Origin of the sequence: Sphingomonas sp. PSPC2-2 (assembly GCF_049897725.1) — a bacterium.
Lineage (GTDB): Bacteria > Pseudomonadota > Alphaproteobacteria > Sphingomonadales > Sphingomonadaceae > Sphingomonas.
Window position 1 is genome coordinate 407,477 of the sequence record NZ_JAFCWU010000002.1, and the last position, 17,608, is coordinate 425,084.

Genomic DNA, 17,608 nt, shown 5'->3' on the forward strand with positions numbered 1-17,608 from the left:
CTCTCCCCAAGGGGGAGAGGGAGAAGAATTACCCCACCGTCACGAAACTATCCATCACCCGTTTCCGCCCGGCGCTCTCGAAATCGATCTCCAGCTTATTGCCTTCGATTTCGGCGATCAGGCCGTAGCCGAATTTCTGGTGGAACACGCGCATCCCCACCGCCACGTCCGACCGGCCCTTATTGCCGAGGCTGATCGCCGAGGCGCGGGATTCCTGCACGCGGGACGGTTCGCGGGAAAAGGTGCGGCTGGTGAAATCGCCGCCGGGCTTGGTGCCGCCGATCCCGGCTGCGCGTTGCCAGCCGGGGCCGCGGCCGGTGCTGCGGGCGACATTGGCGAAGGGGTCGGCGCGTTCGGACCAATTGGCGCGCCACAGGCTCTCGCCGCCCGCCAGACTCGATTCCGCCTCGATATGTTCGGGCGGCAATTCGCCGACGAAGCGGCTGGGGATGCTGCTCGTCCATTGGCCGTAAATGCGGCGGTTGGCGGCGTGGAGGATGATCGCGCGGCGGCGCGCACGGGTGATGGCGACGTAGGCGAGGCGGCGTTCTTCCTCCAGGCTCTTGGTGCCGCCTTCGTCGAGCGCGCGTTGCGACGGGAACAGCCCTTCCTCCCAGCCGACCAGGAATACCGTGTCATATTCCAGCCCCTTGGCGGCGTGGATCGTCATGATCGTGACCTTGGGGTCCTCGGCCGACGCCTCATTGTCCATGACCAGGCTGACATGTTCGAGGAACGCGCCCAGCGTTTCATATTCCTCCATCGCGCGGACGAGCTCGGTGAGGTTTTCGAGCCGACCCGCCGCCTCGACCGATTTCTCGGCCTGGAGCATGGCCGTATAGCCGCTTTCGTCGAGGATGATGCGCGCCAGCTCGCCATGCGGCAGCTCGGTCATTTGCGCGCGCCACCGCGCCATGTCGATGACGAGGTTGCCGAGCGATTTGCGCGCGGCCCCGGTCAGTTCATCGGTGTCGAGCAGACGCGCGGCGGCGGTGACCAGCGGGACGTGCTGCGCGCGGGCGAGTTGGTGGACCTTGGCGACGGCCTTGTCGCCGAGGCCGCGCTTGGGGACGTTGACGATACGATCGAAGGCGAGGTCGTCGGCGGGCTGCGCCACCACGCGCAGATAGGCGAGCGCGTCGCGGATTTCGGCGCGCTCATAGAAGCGAAAACCCCCGATGATGCGATAGGGGATGCCGGTCGCGATGAAGCGGTCTTCGAATTCGCGCGTCTGGTGCTGCGCGCGCACCAGAATGGCGATGTCGTCGAGGGACTTGCCAACCCTTTGCGCGCTTTCGATTTCCTCGCCGACGCGGCGCGCTTCCTCGGGGCCGTCCCACACGCCCAGCACCTTGACCTTCTCGCCCGCGTCGAGCTCGGTCCAGAGCTGCTTGCCGAGGCGACCGCTATTGTTGGCGATCACGCCCGAGGCGGCGCCGAGGATGTGCGGGGTGGAGCGGTAATTCTGCTCCAGCCGGATGATCTTGGCGCCGGGGAAATCCTTCTCGAACTTCAGGATATTCTCGACCTGCGCGCCGCGCCACGAATAGATCGACTGGTCGTCATCGCCGACACAGGCGATGTTCTTGCGCTCCTGCGCGAGCAGGCGCAGCCACAGATATTGGACGCTGTTGGTGTCCTGATATTCGTCGACCATGATATATTTGAAGCGGCGCTGGTAATCGGCGAGCACGTCGCGGTCGCGCTGCAGGATGACGAGCATGTGCAGCAGCAAATCGCCGAAATCGCAGGCGTTGAGCGCGATCAGGCGGGTTTGATAGGCGGCGTAGAGTTCCTGCCCGCGGCCATTGGCGTAGAGCTCGCTCTCGCCGGCATCGATTTGGGCGGGGGTGAGGCCTTTGTTCTTCCAGCCGTCGATCAGCCCGGCAAGTTGGCGCGCGGGCCAGCGTTTCTCGTCGAGATCGGCGGCTTGGATGAGTTGCTTCAGCAGGCGTAACTGGTCGTCGGTGTCGAGGATGGTGAAGTTGCTTTGCAGGCCGACCAGTTCGGCATGGCGGCGCAGCATCTTGGCGCCGATCGCGTGGAAGGTGCCGAGCCACGGCATCCCCTCGACCACATCGCCGACCAGACGCCCGACGCGGTGGCGCATCTCGCGCGCGGCCTTGTTGGTGAAGGTGACGCTGAGGATCTCGCTCGGCCAGGCTTTGCGGGTGGCGAGCAGATGCGCGAGCCGCGCGGTGAGCGCGGCGGTCTTGCCGGTGCCAGCGCCCGCGAGGACCAGCACGGGGCCTTCGGTGGTGAGCACGGCTTCGCGCTGCTGCGGGTTGAGGCCCGTCAGATAGGGGGGATCCTGGGGGGAGGGCGCGGGGAGAGTCATTGGTGAACAGGTAGGGAACGCGCGGGCGTCGGGCAAGCGCGTCGTGCAGAGGGGCTAGGCCGCCGGGCTTGGGATCGGGTCGTTGCGCGGCGTGTCGGGCGCGGTCTCGGCGGCGCGGGTGGCGGCGAGCGTGCGCATCAGGCCCAGATATTTGTCAGTAGCACTTTCGATCGTGAAGGTCGCGGCGGCGGTGCGGCGTGCGGCAATGGTCGCGCCCGAATCGGGGGCGAGCGTCATCATCGCCTGTGCCAGCGCGGCGGCATCGCCGGTCGGGACCAGCTGGCCGAGCGTGCCGTGGCCAAGCAGATCGGCCATGCTGCAGCAGCAATCGGTCGCGATGATCGGCAGCCCCGCCGCCAGCGCCTCGATCACCACGGCGGGGACGCCTTCATAATCCGAGGACAGCACAAAGGCGTCGGCCTCGGCCAGCCAGCCGTCGAGCGGATCGACATGTCCCGGCATATAGACGGACCCGGCAATGCCCAGTCGCGCGGCCTGCACCTCGAGCGCGCGACGTTCCGGGCCTTCCCCAAGGATGCGCAGCGTATCGTCGGGCTTGGCGATGCGCGCGAACGCCTCGAGCAGCAGTGCGAAATTCTTCTGCGGAGCAAGGCGGCCGACCGCGAGATAATGGCGGCCCGGTCGCGCACGCACCACGGCGTCGCGCGCGGCCGCCAGACGGCGGAGGTCGGCATCGGCCAGCGCGGGGTCGGCGATCACGCTGATGCGGTTTTGCGGCACGCCGATCAACCGCGCGATTTCGCCGCGCATCGCCGGGGCCATACCGACGAAATGGTCGAGATGGCGGCCCTGGATGCGCAGCCAGCGACGATAGAAATAGCGCAGCGGGGGTGACATGTCGGCGCGGACCAGATCGTTGCTGATCTTCACCACGATCGGCGGACAGGCGCTGCCAAGCGTCAGCTTCAGCGCGACCGCCAGGCTGGTATAGGTATTGCCCGCGCAGAACAGCACGTCAGGGCGCTGGCGCGCGATGATCGCGGGCATGCCGCGCAGCAGCGCCGTGAAGCGCGTAATGCCCCGCGCACGCGGCCGGTGATGGATTTGCGATAAGGCCTGCAAGGCGATTGGTGGCGCGATGCTGGCATCGGCCACGACCATGTGCGCATCGACCCCGGCTGCCGTCCACGCGGCATGCAGCCGCGCGGCGATCCGTTCGACCCCGCCGGGGGCAAAGCTGTTCAGAAAGGTCAGCACACGTAACGGCGCGCGGGTTCGCGCTGTGCGGCTGGAGCCACGGGCAAGATGCAGTTGCGCGCGCTGGCCGATGTCCCCCGGTGCCGAGGCGACGTCAAACATGATGATAGCCCCTCCAGGTCGCCTTCCGCCCAAGGCGTTGCATAAGCGAGCGGGCCGCACTGTGCAAATCGTTCGCCGGACGCAGCGTCCGACAGCACCCGTTTCGCAAATCGGGCCGCTGCAGCGAGCGGCGGCCTGGCCCGAGGAACTGCCTTTGAGGGCTGGCTTTTGGCACTTCAGGCGGGTATCGGGCCACCAACCGCACCGCACGTCATCAACCCGTAACACAACCGAGCGAAGGCCTTCAACGGCATGGCTACCACTTTCCCAGCGTCCCCCGAATCGGCGACGGACGCTTCGCACGGGCCGCGGCTCGATCATCGTTTGCACCCTGCCGGGCGCTGGATTTTCCTGGCGCTGCTGGCGGTGGGGGTCGGCTATGCCGGCTACAGCATCATCGTCGACACCGCTCAGGTGGGCGAGGGGCTGGCGCTCGGCACCTTTGCTTTCCTTGGGCTGGCGCTCTTGATCGCGCTTGGCTTCGAGTTCGTGAACGGCTTCCATGACACCGCCAATGCAGTGGCAACCGTTATTTACACCCATTCGATGCCCGCTGCGCTGGCGGTGGTATGGTCTGGTTTTTTCAACTTCCTGGGCGTGATGCTGTCGAGCGGAGCAGTCGCTTATTCGATCATCACGCTGCTGCCGGTCGACCTCATCCTCCATGTCGGCAGCAATGCCGGCTTTGCGATGATTTTCGCGCTGCTGCTGGCGGCGGTGCTGTGGAATCTGGGCACCTGGTATGTCGGCTTGCCCAATTCATCGAGCCACGCGCTGATCGGATCGATCCTCGGCGTCGGCCTTGCCAACCAGCTTATGACGGCGGGGACCGGCGGCACTTCGGGCGTCGACTGGAGCCAGGCGACCAAGGTTCTGACCGGGCTGTGGATGGCACCGCTGATCGGTTTCGGTGCAGCCTTCCTCTTGCTGCACGTGATGAAACTCGTGCTGCGCAACCCCAAGCTGTACAGCGAGCCCGAGGGCACCGCGCCGCCGCCCAAGGGCATTCGTGCGCTGCTCATCTTCACTTGCACGGCCGTCAGCTTCGCGCATGGCGGCAATGACGGGCAGAAGGGCATGGGGCTGATCATGCTGATCCTGATCGGCTGCGCGCCGACGGCGTATGCGCTCAACCGTACCATGCCGCAGAGCGAGACGCCTGCTTTCGTGGCGAGTGCCAATGCGGCAGCCGCCGCTTTCGCCACCCACGCCGGGTCGCATGATGCGCCGACCGACCTTGACACAGCGCGCACGGTTCTGACGCGGGCATTGCAGGCGCGCCATGCCGATACGCCGCAAGTCTTTGCCGCTGCCGACGCGTTGTCGCGTGATTTGGGGCATCGGATCGGCGCTTACGGGTCGCTCGACAAGGTCCCCGCTGCCGCGACGCCCAATCTGCGCAACGACATGTATCTGGTGCTCGATAGTGCGCGGCTCGCGACCAAGGACAAGGAAGCCTCCGCCAAGATCTTCAGCGCGTCAGAGCTGGCGGCGATCAAGGCGTATCAGACCAATCTCGAAAAGGGCACGCGCTACATTCCGGTGTGGGTCAAGGTGATCGTCGCGCTTGCGCTGGGCCTTGGGACGATGGTCGGCTGGCGGCGGATCGTCATTACCGTTGGCGAGAAGATCGGCAAGTCGCACCTGACCTATGGCATGGGCGCATCGGCCGAGCTGGTTGCGGCGGGAACGATCCTGGCGGCCGAAGTTTACGGCTTGCCGGTGTCGACCACGCACATCCTGTCGTCGGGCGTCGCCGGTGCCTCGGTTGCGAGTGGCGCTGGCTTGCAGCCGCGCACGATCGGTTCGATGGCGCTGGCATGGGTGTTGACGTTGCCCGCCGCGATGGCGCTGGCGGGCGGGCTGTATTGGGTGTTCCTGGGGCTGACCAAGATGTGAGCTTAGCCCCTCTCCCGGCGGGAGAGGGTGGCCGAGCTTAGCTCGGACGGGTTAGGGTGATCGGGCGTGCGCCTTCGCGCGCGTCACCCTCACCCTTCCGGCGCTTTGCGCCTCCCTCCCTCTCCCGGTGGGAGAGGGACTGGGGGATCACCCCCGGCGTAGCAGCGTGATTCTGGCCTTGCCGTGGACGCGCGAAACGTCCTCCACGAACCCAGCCACTTCGACCAGTTCGGGCTTGGCGGTTTCGATGCTGATCCAGGTCGCATCGCCGATCCAGCCGAGCCGGGCGAGCTTGTCGAGCGCGACCGCACCCGCGCCGCTGTCATAAGGCGGGTCCATCACGATCAGGTCCAGCGGCGCGACCGCATGGCCCAGCGCCAGCACCGATTGCGCGCGGACATCGGCACCGATTTCCTTGGCACCGCCGAGCTTGGTGATATTGGTGCGCAGCGCGTCGAGCGCGGCCTTGTCCTGTTCGACGAAGATGCACGAGGCGGCCCCGCGCGACAGCGCCTCCAGCCCCAGCGCGCCCGATCCCGCAAACAGATCGGCCACCGCCAGATCCTCGAAACTGCCGAGGCGGCTGGCGAGCATCGAGAACAATGCCTCGCGCACACGGTCTGCGGTGGGACGGGTGGCATCACCCTTCGGCGCGACGATCGGACGACCGCGCCACTTTCCAGCGATGATTCGCATTATGCGTTCCCCTGAAGGTCGCCGGGTAAGCGTGAAGGGGAAGGTTGGCTAAAAAATGCAGTGTCGTATGCGTTCACTTGCGAGTCCGGCTCTTATGGGTCTTGACGGTGCGCGGCTTGGACGGGCGGGCCATGGCCTTGCCCGGCGTGCGCGGGGTGGATTTGTTGGGGGCGCGTTCGGCGCGTTCCGGGCGCTCGGTCCGCTCGCTGCGGTCGGCCGATTTGGCGTCGCGCGGCGGCTTGGCGCGCACGTTGCGGCCGAGTTCGGGGTTGAACACGCGCTTGGGGCGGGTGTCGGTGACGGGCGCGGCGGTGGTGCCGGCCTTGGGCTTGGCGTCGTAGAAACGCTTCACCTTGGTTGCCTTGGTCAGCACCACCGGATCGCGGCCGGGCTGCGCCTGGCGCGCGGGCTCGGCAAAGGCCTCCTTGTCCGCACGGTTGGCGGTCGCCTTGGTGATGCGGCGCACCGGGCGCGGCTTGGGCAGCGAGGTGGGGGCGGTGGACTCGTTGGGGTTGATGCGCCCGCGCCCGGCCGGGCGAGGCTTTTCGACCAGCTTGGGGGCTTCGCCGCCGCCTTTGCGCGTCGGGTCCTTGCGGAAGGCGACGACGTCATGCTGCTTCACTTCGCCGATCTCGCCGACGGGCAGATCGCCCAGCACGAACGGGCCGTAGCGGGTGCGGATCAGCCGCGAGACCTTGAGCCCGAGATATTCGAGCACACGGCGCACTTCGCGATTCTTGCCCTCGGTCAGGATCAGCTCGATCCAGACATTGGCACCGGTGCGGCGTTCGAGATTGGCGTCGATCGCGCCATAGCGAACGCCCTCGATCTCGACGCCGTGGATCAACTCTTCGAGCTGCTCCTGCGTGATCGGGCCGTAGGCGCGGGCGCGGTAAGCGCGCTCCACGCCAGTCGCGGGCAATTCGAGCTGGCGCTTCAACTCGCCATCGGTGGTGAGCAGCAGCAGCCCCTCGGTCGCGAGATCGAGGCGGCCGACGGGAACGAGTCGCGGCAGCCCCTCGGGCAGGCGATCGTAAATGGTCGGGCGGCCGGCGGGGTCGCGCTCGGTGACGAGCAGGCCCGGTGGCTTGTGATAGAGGAACAGCCGCGCGGCGGCGGGCGCCTCGACGGGGTCGCCATCGACGGTGACACCGGCGAGCGAGGCGAGGATCGTCGCGGGTGTATCCAGCACAACCCCGTTGAGCGCGACGCGCCCTTCGGCGATCATGCGCTCGACTTCACGGCGCGAGGCGACACCTGCACGGGCGAGGAGCTTGGCGATCCGCTGTTGCTCTTTGGGGCGATCTTTGGGGGGCATTGGTCTTGACACCACGCCTTGATAGACAATTTGTTCAAAAGTGCCCGTACAAAATACATTGCGTCCTATCTCGTAGCCAAACGTTCAGGCACGGGTGCGTAACGAGGGCGAGACGCGCAGCCTGTTGAGCGCGGGCACAAGGTGGGTGGTGAAGCGATGTTGTTCGCCAAAAAGAAGCGGCGGATCTCCAGATTGTTGCTCGTCGAGGACGAACCACTGGTCGCCTTCGACACCGAACATTTCCTGCGCGACGCCGAATTCGAAATCGTCGCGACGGTCGACCGGGTGAGCGACGCGCTCGCCGTGATCGCCGACGCGCGCGACATCGATTTGGTGCTGGTCGATATCAGCCTGGCCGATGGCAGCGGCATCGATGTCGCCCGCGCGGCGCACCAGGCCGGGGTGCCGGTGCTGTTCGTGACCGGATCGTGCCCCGAAGGCGGGCGCGCCGTGGCGGCGGGCTGTCTGTCCAAGCCCTATGCGCAGCGCGACCTGCTCGCCGCGATTGCCGCGATCGAGGCGGTACTCGACGGGCGCAAGCCGCGACGGGTGCCGGGCGGGCTGAGCTTGTTTGCGGGTGTGGCGGAAGCGTAGGTCGCCATCGGTCAGCCGGGCATTATCGGGGGCGAGGCCCGGTGACGACGAACTCGGGGCTCATCGCCCTTCCGCTCGCGATTTTTGGCGCTAGTCTCCGGCGCGTACGGGCCGACACGCCCGCTGGCGGTTCGAAGGGGAATCTGTGACTGTTACGGAAACGCGCGAGGATACCGCGCCGCCGATCAAGCCCAAAGGCTGGCGACTGCTCAAGGCCGCGTTGCAGACGCGCAAGGCCGCGTCGATGCTTGCTTTCAGTTTTTCCTCAGGGTTGCCGTTCGCGTTGCTGATCGGGACGCTGACGGCGTGGCTCGGCGAAGTGAAGGTCAACCTCGCGACGATCGGCGTGCTGTCGTGGGTCGGGCTGACCTATGCGTTCAAGTTCCTGTGGTCGCCGCTGGTCGATCGCACGCGCCCGCCGCTGCTCGGGCGGATCGGGCGGCGTAAGAGCTGGATCGTGCTGTGCCAGGGACTCATCATCCTCGGCTTGATCGGGCTGGTGGTGACCGACCCCACCGTCCACATCGCGCGTTTTGCCTTGTTTGCGTTCGTCGCGTCGATCGGTTCGGCAACGCAGGACGTGGCGATCGACGCGTGGCGGATCGACGTGGCCGACGAACGCACGCCGGTCGAACTGCTATCCGCGATTTACCAGCTCGGCTATCGCACCGCGAGCATCGTCGGCGGGGCGTTCGCGCTGTTTCTGGCGGCGCGCATGTCGTGGCCGACGGTCTATTTGCTGATGGCGTGCCTGATCGGGGTGATGCTGCTCATTGCATTGGCCGCGCCCGATACCGAACGCAGCCCCGATGTCGCCGCCGATTTGCTTGACCAGCCGGGCGAGATCGCGCCGCGCGCCCGCGCCATCGCCCTCATCATCGTCGGGTCGAGCTGGGTATGGGCGATCGTCCGGATCGTGGTGTTCATGACGAGCATGCTGGCCGAAGTGCCGCCCGGCGGCAAACGACCGTCGGCGGGGGATTTCCTGAAATATAACGGGCCGCTGATCGTGCTGGCGACGGTGATCGTTCCGCTGATCGTCGCGGCGGTGCTCAACTGGCTGAAGCTGCGCGGGCATCAGGTGCAGGCCGTCGTCGATACGCGGGTGTCGCCTGCGCGAACGATCGCCAACCACCTTTACCGTGCGTTGATTGCGCCGCTCGCCGATTTGACCGAGCGGATGCGCTGGGGGGTGTTGGTGGTGATCGGGCTGATCCTCACTTATGCCTTGTGCTACAATGTCTGGGCATCGTTCGCCTACCCGTTCTACCTCGATTACATGCACTATACGAAGGACGAGGTGGCCTTCGCGTCCAAGATTTTCGGCATCGTCATGTCGATTATCGGGGTCAGCGTCGGCGGCTATCTGTTCCTGCGGATCGGGCGATTTCCAACGGTGCTCATCGGGGCGGCGCTGCCGATTTTCGGGAATTTCCTCTATGCCGATCTCGCCGATGGTGCGCCCTATATCGACATCGTATTGCATATGCTGCGGCTCGATGTGCTGGCGCAGGCCCTGGGCGGGGATTTGCGCATCGCACGGCTGCTGCTGACGATCGCATATGAGAACGTCTCGACCGGGATCGCGGGCGCGGCGTTTGTCGCCTATGTTTCGGGCATCGTCAGCAAGAAATATTCGGCGGTGCAATATGCCCTGCTGTCCTCGCTGACCTTCCTGATCGGGTCGCTTGGCAAGGGTTTTGCGGGCGAGTTGATCGACAAGATCGGCTATGCGGCGGTGTTCCGCGACGTCGCGGTGCTGGGGTTGCTGGCAATCTTCTTCGTGTTGCTCGAATGGTGGCGTTCGTCCCGCAGCAGCACGGCGGCGGCGAGCGGGGAAGGCTGATGCCGGACGTTTTGATGACCCCGCGCGCGCGGGACTAACTGGGCGGAGCGCGATACCGATGTTCTACCTCCTCACCATCGCCATCCAGGTGCTGTGCGTGATCGATGTGATCCGCAACGGGCGCAATCAATTGTGGATCATGGCGCTCGTGTTCCTGCCGCTCGCCAGCACGATCGCTTACGTCGTGCTCGAGGTCTATCCGCGCTTCCAGGGCAACCGCCATGTCCGCACCGCGCGGGCGACGGTGGCGGCGAAGCTCGATCCCGACAAGGATGTGCGCGCGGCGCGCGGGGCGCTGGCGATGGCCGATACCGTCGCCAACCGCATGCGGCTGGCGGATGCGCTGGCGGCGCAGGGCAATTATGCCGAGGCTTTGCCGCTCTATCGCGAGGCGGCGGAGCGCGGGCCGGTCGATACGCGCAGTGCCGAGAAGCGCGCCCGCGCCGAGTTCGAGACGCACGATCCTGCCGCCGCGCTCGCCACGCTCGACGCCGCGCCGCCCGCCTCGGCACAGAGCGACCGCGACCGGATCGGCCTGCTCCGCGCGCGCATTCTCGATGCGCTGGGGCGCAAGGACGAGGCGCTCGAGCTCTATGCCGATCTCGTCACACGCCTGCCGGGCGAGGAAGGGCGCTGTCGCTATGCCGCGCTGCTGCTCGAACAGGGCTGGGACAAGAAGGCGCGCGAGGTGCTGGAAGAGGTCGAGGCGCGGATGAAGCTGCTCGACCGCCAGCAACGCGCTGCCGAGGCGGAAATGTACCGCTGGGCGATGGCGCGGCTGGGCGAGTTGCGCGCGGTCAAGGCGTAAGCGGCCGCCCGGCATCGGCGAACGCCTGCGCAACGGCGGTGATGCTGGCGAGCACGCCATCGGGGCGGCGCAGGCCGATTAGATCGCCGAGCAACAGGCGGGCGCGATCGGGGGCGGTCTCCACGCGTTCGATGATCTTTAGGATCGTCGCCTCCGACGCGGTCATCCGCATGCAGCAACATGGCGCGATCGTGATCGGGCACGCCGCGCTGTGCGCAAGATCGGCCATCATCGTCCGCAGGAACAGCAGGGGGCGACGAAAATCCTGCCCGAACGCCTGGAGCAGCGCGTGCGCGGCGTGGGCATCGTTGAGGCCGTGCGCGCCCATGCGGCGGAAGGCGAACAACAACAGGCGGCTATTGGGATTGTCGGGCATCGCGTTGGGCAGACTGGCCGAATAACGCGAGGGTGACGTCGGCGCGGAAGACGGGATGGGGGCGATGGTCATGGCGATGCTCCGTTGCAGGGGAGCATCTTCCGAGATTCGCTATTGCAAGTCAATCGCAATAAAGAAGGGTCAGTCAGGCGCTTCGTCGTTCGCCGAGAGCACTTCACCGGCGAGGTAGAGCGAACCCAGAATCAGCACGATCGGCGGCTCGGCGGGGTCGGCAATCTCGGTGATGTCTAGGAGAGCGCTTGCGACATCGGGGGCGGTATGCGCGGCCAGCCCGAGGTCGTGCGCGATGGCGGCGAGTGCGGCAGGGGTATGATGCTCATGGCTGGGCACGGGCACAGCGTGGAGCGTGGTGGCGACGCGGGCGAAGGGGGCGAGCAGGCCGAGTGGATCCTTATTGGCGAGCATCCCCAGCACCAGATGCACCTCGCTGCGCCCGATGCCGGGATGCGCGATCGCATCGAGCGTGGCGGAGATGGCGGCAGCGGCGGCGGGGTTGTGCCCGCCATCGAGCCACAACTGGCTGCCGGGCGGGAGCAGGGCAGTCAGCGGCCCCGCATGCAGCCGCTGCATCCGCGCGGGCCAGCGCGTGTGCAGCGCGGCGGCGGTATAGGCTTCGTGCGGGATCGAGAGCGCGGTCTGGTGACGCAGCAAGGCGATGGCGAGCGACAGGTTTTCGGGCTGGTGCGGCCCGGCGAGCGTCGGCAGCGGGGTTTCGATCTGGCCCGCCGTATCGGTATAGATCAGGCGATCGGCCTCGACGGTGAAGCGCCAGTCGGTACCGGTCGGCAGCACGGTCGCGCCTGCAGCCTGCGCCACCTCGGCGACGCGCTGCGTGACCGATCGGGGATAGCGCATCGTGATGAGCGGAACCCCGGCCTTGGCGATCCCGGCCTTTTCGCCCGCAATCGCTTCGGCGGTATCCCCCAGGAAGCTCTGATGATCGATGCCGAGTTGCGCGATGCCGGTGGCGATCGGGTGCGTCAGTACGTTGGTGGCATCGAGCCGCCCGCCAAGCCCGACCTCGATGATGCACGCATCCGCCGGCGTCCGGCTGAAGGCTAGGAAAGCGGCGGCGGTGGTGACCTCGAAGAAGCTCGCGCCGATGCCCTCGGCCCCCTCATCGGCGGCGTCGAGAACGTCTTCCAGGAGCGCCGCCAGCGCTTCATCCTCGATCAACCGCCCGGCGAGGCGAATGCGCTCGTTGAAGCGCACGAGATGCGGGCTGGTATAAACGTGCGCGGTAAGCCCCGCCGCCTCGATCGCGCTGCGCAGAAAGGCGCAGGTCGAGCCCTTGCCGTTGGTGCCCGCGACATGGATCGTCGGTGGCAGCCGGTGCTGCGGGTTGCCGAGCCGGTCGAGCAGGGCGGTGATCCGCTCCAGCCCCAGAATATCGGCACCGGGCGAGAGCGACCATAACCGGTCGAGCTGCGTCTGCACGGCGGCATTGGTCGAGGTGGCGTGGTCCATTATAAACTCCCCTCCCGCTCGCGGGAGGGGGTGGGGGAGGGGCTGCGAGCACCCAGCACGCTCACCACCCGCGCGATCTCTGCGACGACCCCATCAAGGTTCCCCAGCACGTCGTTGTTCCAGAAGCGAATGACCTGATACCCTTCGGATTGGAGATAGCGTGTACGCTCTTCGTCCTGCTCGCGCCTGTCGCCATGGGTGTCGCCATCGACTTCGATGATGAGCTTGAGGCTGCGCGCGACGAAGTCGCAGATGAACGGGCCAATCGGCACTTGGCGGTTGAAGCGGAACCCCGCGACCTTGCGCGCACTGATCGCGCGCCACAAGCGGACCTCGGCTGCGGTTGGCGTGCTGCGTAGCGCTCGGGCTTTGGTCCGTTGCTCCATTCCCTCCCCCAACCCCTCCCGCAAGCGGGAGGGGAGTTTTATGGCCCCTCTCCCGCGCTTCGGCTTCGCCTCGCTTGCCCTCTCCCCGCGAGCGGGGAGAGGGAGATTAATCAGGCCGCCTTTTTCGCGCTGCAGAGGTAATCGATCAGGCTTGCCAGCGTCGCGCGCAGGTCGCGGCGGTGCTTCACCATGTCGATCATGCCGTGTTCCAGCAGATATTCGGCGCGCTGGAAGCCGTCGGGCAGCTTTTCGCGGATCGTCTGCTCGATCACGCGCTGTCCGGCGAAACCGATCAACGCGCCCGGCTCGGCAATCTGCACGTCGCCGAGCATCGCATAGCTCGCGGTCACGCCGCCCGTGGTCGGGTCGGTGAGCACCACGATATAGGGCAGGCCGGCATCGTGCAGCATGGCGATCGCCACCGTCGCGCGCGGCATCTGCATCAGGCTGAGAATGCCCTCCTGCATGCGCGCGCCACCGGCGGCGGTGAAGATGATGTAGGGGCAGTTATCGGCAATCGCGGTCTCGACGCCGCGCACGAAGGCTTCGCCGACGGCCATGCCCATCGACCCGCCCATGAAGGCGAAGTCCTGCACGCCGATCACGGCCTTATGCCCCTCGATCGTGCCCCGCGCGGTGATCAGCGCGTCGCCTTCGGAGGTCGCGGCGCGCGCCGCCTTGATGCGATCGACATAGCGCTTGGTATCGCGGAATTTCAGCGGATCGTCGGGCACCTTGGCCAGCGGCACGATGCTGTAGCTGCCCGCGTCGAACACATATTGGAAGCGCAGCAGCGGCCCGATGCGATCATGATGGTCGCAATGCGGGCAGACATAGAGATTGTCCTCCAACTCCTTGACGAAGGTCATCGTCCCGCAACCCTTGCACTTGTGCCAAAGGTTGTCGGGCGTGTCCTTCTTGACGGGGACAACGTAAGCGAGCGCGTTGCGCACGCTGGTAAGCCAGCTCATGCGAGTTCCTTCCGGGCGGCGTGAATCGCCTGCGACAGGGATTGAATATAGGTTTTTACAGCGGCCGGTGCAGCGGCACCGTGCTGGCCGACCAGATCGACGATTGCCGATCCGACCACCACGCCATCCGCCACGCGCGCGATCGCGGCGGCCTGTTCGGGGGTGCGCACGCCAAAGCCGACCGCAACCGGCAAATCGGTATGCGCCTTCAGCCGCGTGACCGCCGCGTCGATCGAGGTCTGTGCTGCCTGTTGCAGCCCGGTGATGCCGGCGACCGACACGTAATAGAGAAACCCGCTGGCGCCATCGAGCACGGTCGGCAGGCGCGTGGCATCGGTGGTCGGCGTGGCGAGGCGGATCTGGTCGATGCCGACCGCGCGCAGCGCGGAGCCGAGTTCGGGGTCTTCCTCGGGCGGGATGTCGACGCAGATCACGCCATCGACCCCGGCATCGCACGCCGCCTCGGCGAACCATTTGCCGCCGCGGATCGTCATCGGGTTGGCATAGCCCATCAGCACCAGCGGCACCTGCGGGTGCCGCGCGCGGAAGCTCTTGGCGATGGCGAGGATGTCGGCAGTGCGCGTGCCCGCTGCCAGGCTGCGGATATTGGCGGCCTGGATCGCGGGGCCATCGGCCATTGGATCGGTGAACGGCATGCCCAGTTCGATCACGTCCGCGCCGCCTTCGACCAAAGCGTCGAGGATGGCGGGGGTGGCGTCCGGGGTGGGGTCGCCCGCGGTGATGAAGGCGACGAGCGCGGGATGGCCTTTGGTGAAGGCGTCGGCGAGGCGGGTCATTCTGAGTCCTTGCGCTCTACTACCAGAATTCGCGCAGCCCCGACCGGGTGCGCGACATGTTCGTCTCCATCCTCGACCGAGACGCCGTCCCCGGCATGAAGCCGAACGACCTGCTCCACACCATCTTCGCGATAATGCATGTCGACCACGCCTTCGAGCACGGCAAACACTTCACGGCCCGTATTGCGGTGCCAGCGATAGGGTTGGTCGGTCCAGTGCAGGCGCACTGCTACGTCTCCGAAATCGCCCAGCAGGCTGCTGCCCCAGGCGCGATCGGCGGTGAAGGCCTTTGCGGAAAAGGGTTTCATATCTTAGCCCTCTCCCCTTCAGGGGAGAGGGTTGGGAGAGGGGAAGTGGCGACAGCGCTCGCAATCGTCAGCAACACACCCTCAAGGTTGGTCATGACGTCGATGTTCGAGAATCGGATCACGCGATAGCCTTGTTCTTGGAGAAAATGCGTTCGGGCTTCATCATAGCCTTCTTGTCCGGCGTGGGTGTCGCCGTCCAGTTCTATCACCAGCATCGGGTCGCGTGCCGCGAAGTCCGCGATATAGCGGCCAATGACCTTTTGACGACGGAATTTGACGTTTTCGAAGCGCTTGGCCCGTAGCGCGAGCCAGAGGCGCTGCTCTGGTTCGGAGGGCTCTTTGCGCATCGCTTTGGCGTAGGCGGTCAGTCGGGCTTCGCGCACCTGACTTCCCCTCTCCCAACCCTCTCCCCTGAAGGGGAGAGGGCTTTTGCGCTCATATCTTCACCCCGAGCGCCTCGGCGACGGTGAAGATGTCCTTGTCGCCACGCCCGCACAAATTCGCCAGGATGATCTGGTCGCTGTCCATTTCGCGCGCGCGTTTCGCAACCGCTGCGATGGCGTGGGATGGCTCCAAAGCGGGGATGATGCCCTCGGTCCGGCACAGCAACTGGAACGCATCCAGCGCCTCGGTATCGGTGATCGAGGTATATTCCACCCGGCCGATCGAGTGCAGCCAGCTATGTTCGGGGCCGATGCCCGGATAATCGAGCCCGGCCGAGATCGAATGCGCCTCGGTGATCTGGCCGTCTTCGTCCTGCAGCAAATAGGTCTTGTTGCCGTGGAGGATGCCCGGCGCGCCACCGGCGAGGCTGGCGGCATGTTCCTTGTCGAGCCCGCGCCCGGCGGCTTCGACGCCGAGCATCATCACGTCGCCATCGTCGAGGAAGGGGTGGAACAGCCCGATCGCGTTCGACCCGCCACCGATCGCCGCGACCAGCAAATCGGGTAGGCGGTTGATGCGGCTGAGCATCTGCGCGCGCGCTTCGATGCCGATCACGCTTTGGAAATCGCGGACCATTTCGGGGTAGGGATGCGGGCCCGCCGCGGTGCCGATGATGTAGAAGGTGTCGTGGACGTTGGCGACCCAGTCGCGCATGCCCTCGTTCATCGCATCCTTCAGCGAATGCGATCCGCTCGTCACCGGGCGCACTTCGGCCCCCAGCAGCTTCATGCGGAACACGTTGGGGGCCTGCCGCTCGATATCCTTGGCGCCCATATAGATCACGCAGGGCAGGCCGAAGCGCGCGCAGACGGTGGCGGTGGCAACGCCGTGCTGGCCCGCGCCCGTTTCGGCGATAATGCGCGTCTTGCCCATGCGCATCGCGAGCAGGATCTGCCCGATGCAATTGTTGATCTTGTGCGCGCCGGTGTGATTGAGCTCGTCGCGCTTGAACCACACTTGCGCGCCTTTGCCCGCGGGCGCGCCTTCGCGCAGCGCCTCGGTCAGGCGCTCGGCATAATAAAGCGGGCTGGGGCGGCCGACATAATGTTCGAGCAGATCATCGAACTGCGCCTTGAAAGCCGGGTCGGCCTTGGCCGCGCGATAGGCGGTGTCGAGTTCCAGCACGAGCGGCATCAGCGTCTCGGCGACGTAGCGGCCGCCGAATTCGCCGAAATGCCCGCGCTCGTCGGGCTGGGTGCGGAAGGAGTTGGGGGCGTTCATAAGGGGGCCGTTTAGCAGGTGTAGAGCGCCAGCCAACCCCGTTCGCCCTGAGCTTGTCGAAGGGCCGCACGAAATCTGGCGGGCTGGGCGGCGACGCAGTGCTTCGACAGGCTCAGCACGAACGGAATTACAGGTCGCGCACGACCTCCAGAAACGCGCGGATCTTGGTCGTCTCCTTGATGCCCGGTGCGCTTTCCACGCCCGACGACACGTCGACCAAGGTCGCCTTGGTCACCGCCACCGCCTCGGCGACGTTCTGCGGATCGAGCCCGCCCGACAGCGCCCAGGGCAGCGGATGGCGGAAGCCGTCGAGCAAATGCCAGTCGAACCGCACGCCCATGCCGCCGGGCAGCGCCGCGCCGGGCGGGGTCTTGGCGTCGTACAGGATGCGATCGGCGACACCGCCAAAGGTCTCGGCCAGCGCCAGATCGGCGCGGGTGCGCACCGCCACCGCCGCCCAGATCTGCAGGCCGCTCCGCGCCTTGATCGCGGCGGCGCGGGCCGGGGGCGTATCGTGCAATTGCAGCACCTCGAGCTGTCCGGCGGCGATTGCCTGCTCGACCAGCGCATCGTCGGGGTTCACCATCACGCCGACGCGCGCGACATGGCCGGGCACCCGCGCGGCCAGTTGCGCCGCACGATCGCGCGAGAGATTGCGCGGGGAGGGCGCGAAGAACACAAAGCCGACATGGCTCGCCCCACCGGCAATCGCCGCGTCGAGCGTCTCGGGCGTCGATAGCCCGCAAATCTTGGCAGTGGTCATTATGCGTCCTAGGTGCCCCGGCGGTGTCGCGAGGC

17 protein-coding genes are annotated in these 17,608 nt (G+C 66.4%); 4 read left to right on the plus strand and 13 right to left on the minus strand.

Annotated features, from left to right (window positions below; genetic code table 11):
- Positions 1-28: 28 nt before the first annotated feature.
- Together ACP7BY_RS06160 and ACP7BY_RS06165 are read right to left on the minus strand one after the other, a co-directional pair.
- Entirely contained in the window at positions 29-2,338 is a 2,310-nt protein-coding gene (locus ACP7BY_RS06160) for an ATP-dependent helicase (protein ID WP_137902618.1), read from the minus strand.
- A gap of 54 nt (positions 2,339-2,392) precedes the next feature.
- The gene (locus ACP7BY_RS06165) at positions 2,393-3,658 is read right to left on the minus strand and encodes a glycosyltransferase (protein WP_137902617.1); all 1,266 of its coding nucleotides are present in this window, start codon (positions 3,656-3,658) and stop codon (positions 2,393-2,395) included.
- A gap of 252 nt (positions 3,659-3,910) precedes the next feature.
- Between ACP7BY_RS06165 and ACP7BY_RS06170 the strand changes: the two genes are divergently transcribed.
- Positions 3,911-5,557, plus strand: a complete 1,647-nt coding sequence (locus ACP7BY_RS06170) for an inorganic phosphate transporter (RefSeq protein WP_033966839.1) — start codon at positions 3,911-3,913, stop codon at positions 5,555-5,557.
- 147 nt (positions 5,558-5,704) lie between these two features.
- Here ACP7BY_RS06170 and rsmD read toward each other — a convergent pair whose 3' ends face one another.
- Together rsmD and ACP7BY_RS06180 are read right to left on the minus strand one after the other, a co-directional pair.
- The gene (gene rsmD, locus ACP7BY_RS06175; RefSeq protein ID WP_137902616.1) at positions 5,705-6,253 is read right to left on the minus strand and encodes a 16S rRNA (guanine(966)-N(2))-methyltransferase RsmD; all 549 of its coding nucleotides are present in this window, start codon (positions 6,251-6,253) and stop codon (positions 5,705-5,707) included.
- A gap of 73 nt (positions 6,254-6,326) precedes the next feature.
- The gene (locus ACP7BY_RS06180; RefSeq protein WP_137902615.1) at positions 6,327-7,571 is read right to left on the minus strand and encodes a pseudouridine synthase; all 1,245 of its coding nucleotides are present in this window, start codon (positions 7,569-7,571) and stop codon (positions 6,327-6,329) included.
- Positions 7,572-7,727: 156 nt separating this feature from the next.
- On the opposite strand from ACP7BY_RS06180, the gene ACP7BY_RS06185 reads away from it, so the two are divergent.
- The 3 genes from ACP7BY_RS06185 to ACP7BY_RS06195 all read left to right on the plus strand — a co-directional run bounded on the left by ACP7BY_RS06185 (position 7,728) and on the right by ACP7BY_RS06195 (position 10,819).
- Entirely contained in the window at positions 7,728-8,165 is a 438-nt protein-coding gene (locus ACP7BY_RS06185; RefSeq protein ID WP_033963347.1) for a response regulator, read from the plus strand.
- A gap of 145 nt (positions 8,166-8,310) precedes the next feature.
- Positions 8,311-10,011, plus strand: coding sequence for an AmpG family muropeptide MFS transporter (locus tag ACP7BY_RS06190; protein WP_137902614.1), 1,701 nt, complete (start codon positions 8,311-8,313; stop codon positions 10,009-10,011).
- A gap of 58 nt (positions 10,012-10,069) precedes the next feature.
- Positions 10,070-10,819 carry a tetratricopeptide repeat protein gene (locus ACP7BY_RS06195; protein WP_171010486.1) on the plus strand — a complete coding sequence of 250 codons (750 nt, stop codon included), beginning with the start codon at positions 10,070-10,072 and terminating at the stop codon, positions 10,817-10,819.
- Here the strand turns inward: ACP7BY_RS06195 and ACP7BY_RS06200 are convergent.
- The 9 genes from ACP7BY_RS06200 to ACP7BY_RS06240 all read right to left on the minus strand — a co-directional run bounded on the left by ACP7BY_RS06200 (position 10,809) and on the right by ACP7BY_RS06240 (position 17,573).
- On the minus strand, positions 10,809-11,267 hold the full coding sequence (locus tag ACP7BY_RS06200; protein WP_052191999.1) for a DUF6628 family protein: 459 nt from the start codon (positions 11,265-11,267) through the stop codon (positions 10,809-10,811). The two genes, ACP7BY_RS06195 and ACP7BY_RS06200, sit on opposite strands and share 11 nt — an antisense overlap.
- Positions 11,268-11,336: 69 nt before the next feature.
- On the minus strand, positions 11,337-12,683 hold the full coding sequence (locus ACP7BY_RS06205) for a bifunctional folylpolyglutamate synthase/dihydrofolate synthase (protein WP_137902612.1): 1,347 nt from the start codon (positions 12,681-12,683) through the stop codon (positions 11,337-11,339).
- Entirely contained in the window at positions 12,683-13,069 is a 387-nt protein-coding gene (locus ACP7BY_RS06210) for an endonuclease domain-containing protein (RefSeq protein WP_033963351.1), read from the minus strand. Before ACP7BY_RS06210 ends, ACP7BY_RS06205 begins: the two co-directional genes overlap by 1 nt.
- Before the next feature lie 110 nt (positions 13,070-13,179).
- Entirely contained in the window at positions 13,180-14,040 is an 861-nt protein-coding gene (gene accD, locus ACP7BY_RS06215) for an acetyl-CoA carboxylase, carboxyltransferase subunit beta (RefSeq protein ID WP_033966945.1), read from the minus strand.
- The gene (gene trpA, locus ACP7BY_RS06220) at positions 14,037-14,837 is read right to left on the minus strand and encodes a tryptophan synthase subunit alpha (protein WP_033966943.1); all 801 of its coding nucleotides are present in this window, start codon (positions 14,835-14,837) and stop codon (positions 14,037-14,039) included. Before trpA ends, accD begins: the two co-directional genes overlap by 4 nt.
- A complete protein-coding gene (locus ACP7BY_RS06225; RefSeq protein WP_137902611.1) occupies positions 14,834-15,145 on the minus strand; it encodes a cupin in 312 nt (103 codons plus the stop codon). Before ACP7BY_RS06225 ends, trpA begins: the two co-directional genes overlap by 4 nt.
- A complete protein-coding gene (locus ACP7BY_RS06230) occupies positions 15,142-15,492 on the minus strand; it encodes an endonuclease domain-containing protein (protein ID WP_033966947.1) in 351 nt (116 codons plus the stop codon). The genes ACP7BY_RS06225 and ACP7BY_RS06230 overlap by 4 nt, the downstream gene beginning before the upstream one ends.
- 88 nt (positions 15,493-15,580) lie before the next feature.
- Entirely contained in the window at positions 15,581-16,810 is a 1,230-nt protein-coding gene (trpB, locus tag ACP7BY_RS06235; protein ID WP_033966941.1) for a tryptophan synthase subunit beta, read from the minus strand.
- A gap of 127 nt (positions 16,811-16,937) precedes the next feature.
- Complete coding sequence (locus tag ACP7BY_RS06240; protein ID WP_405052985.1) at positions 16,938-17,573, minus strand: phosphoribosylanthranilate isomerase; 636 nt, start codon at positions 17,571-17,573, stop codon at positions 16,938-16,940.
- Positions 17,574-17,608: the final 35 nt, after the last annotated feature.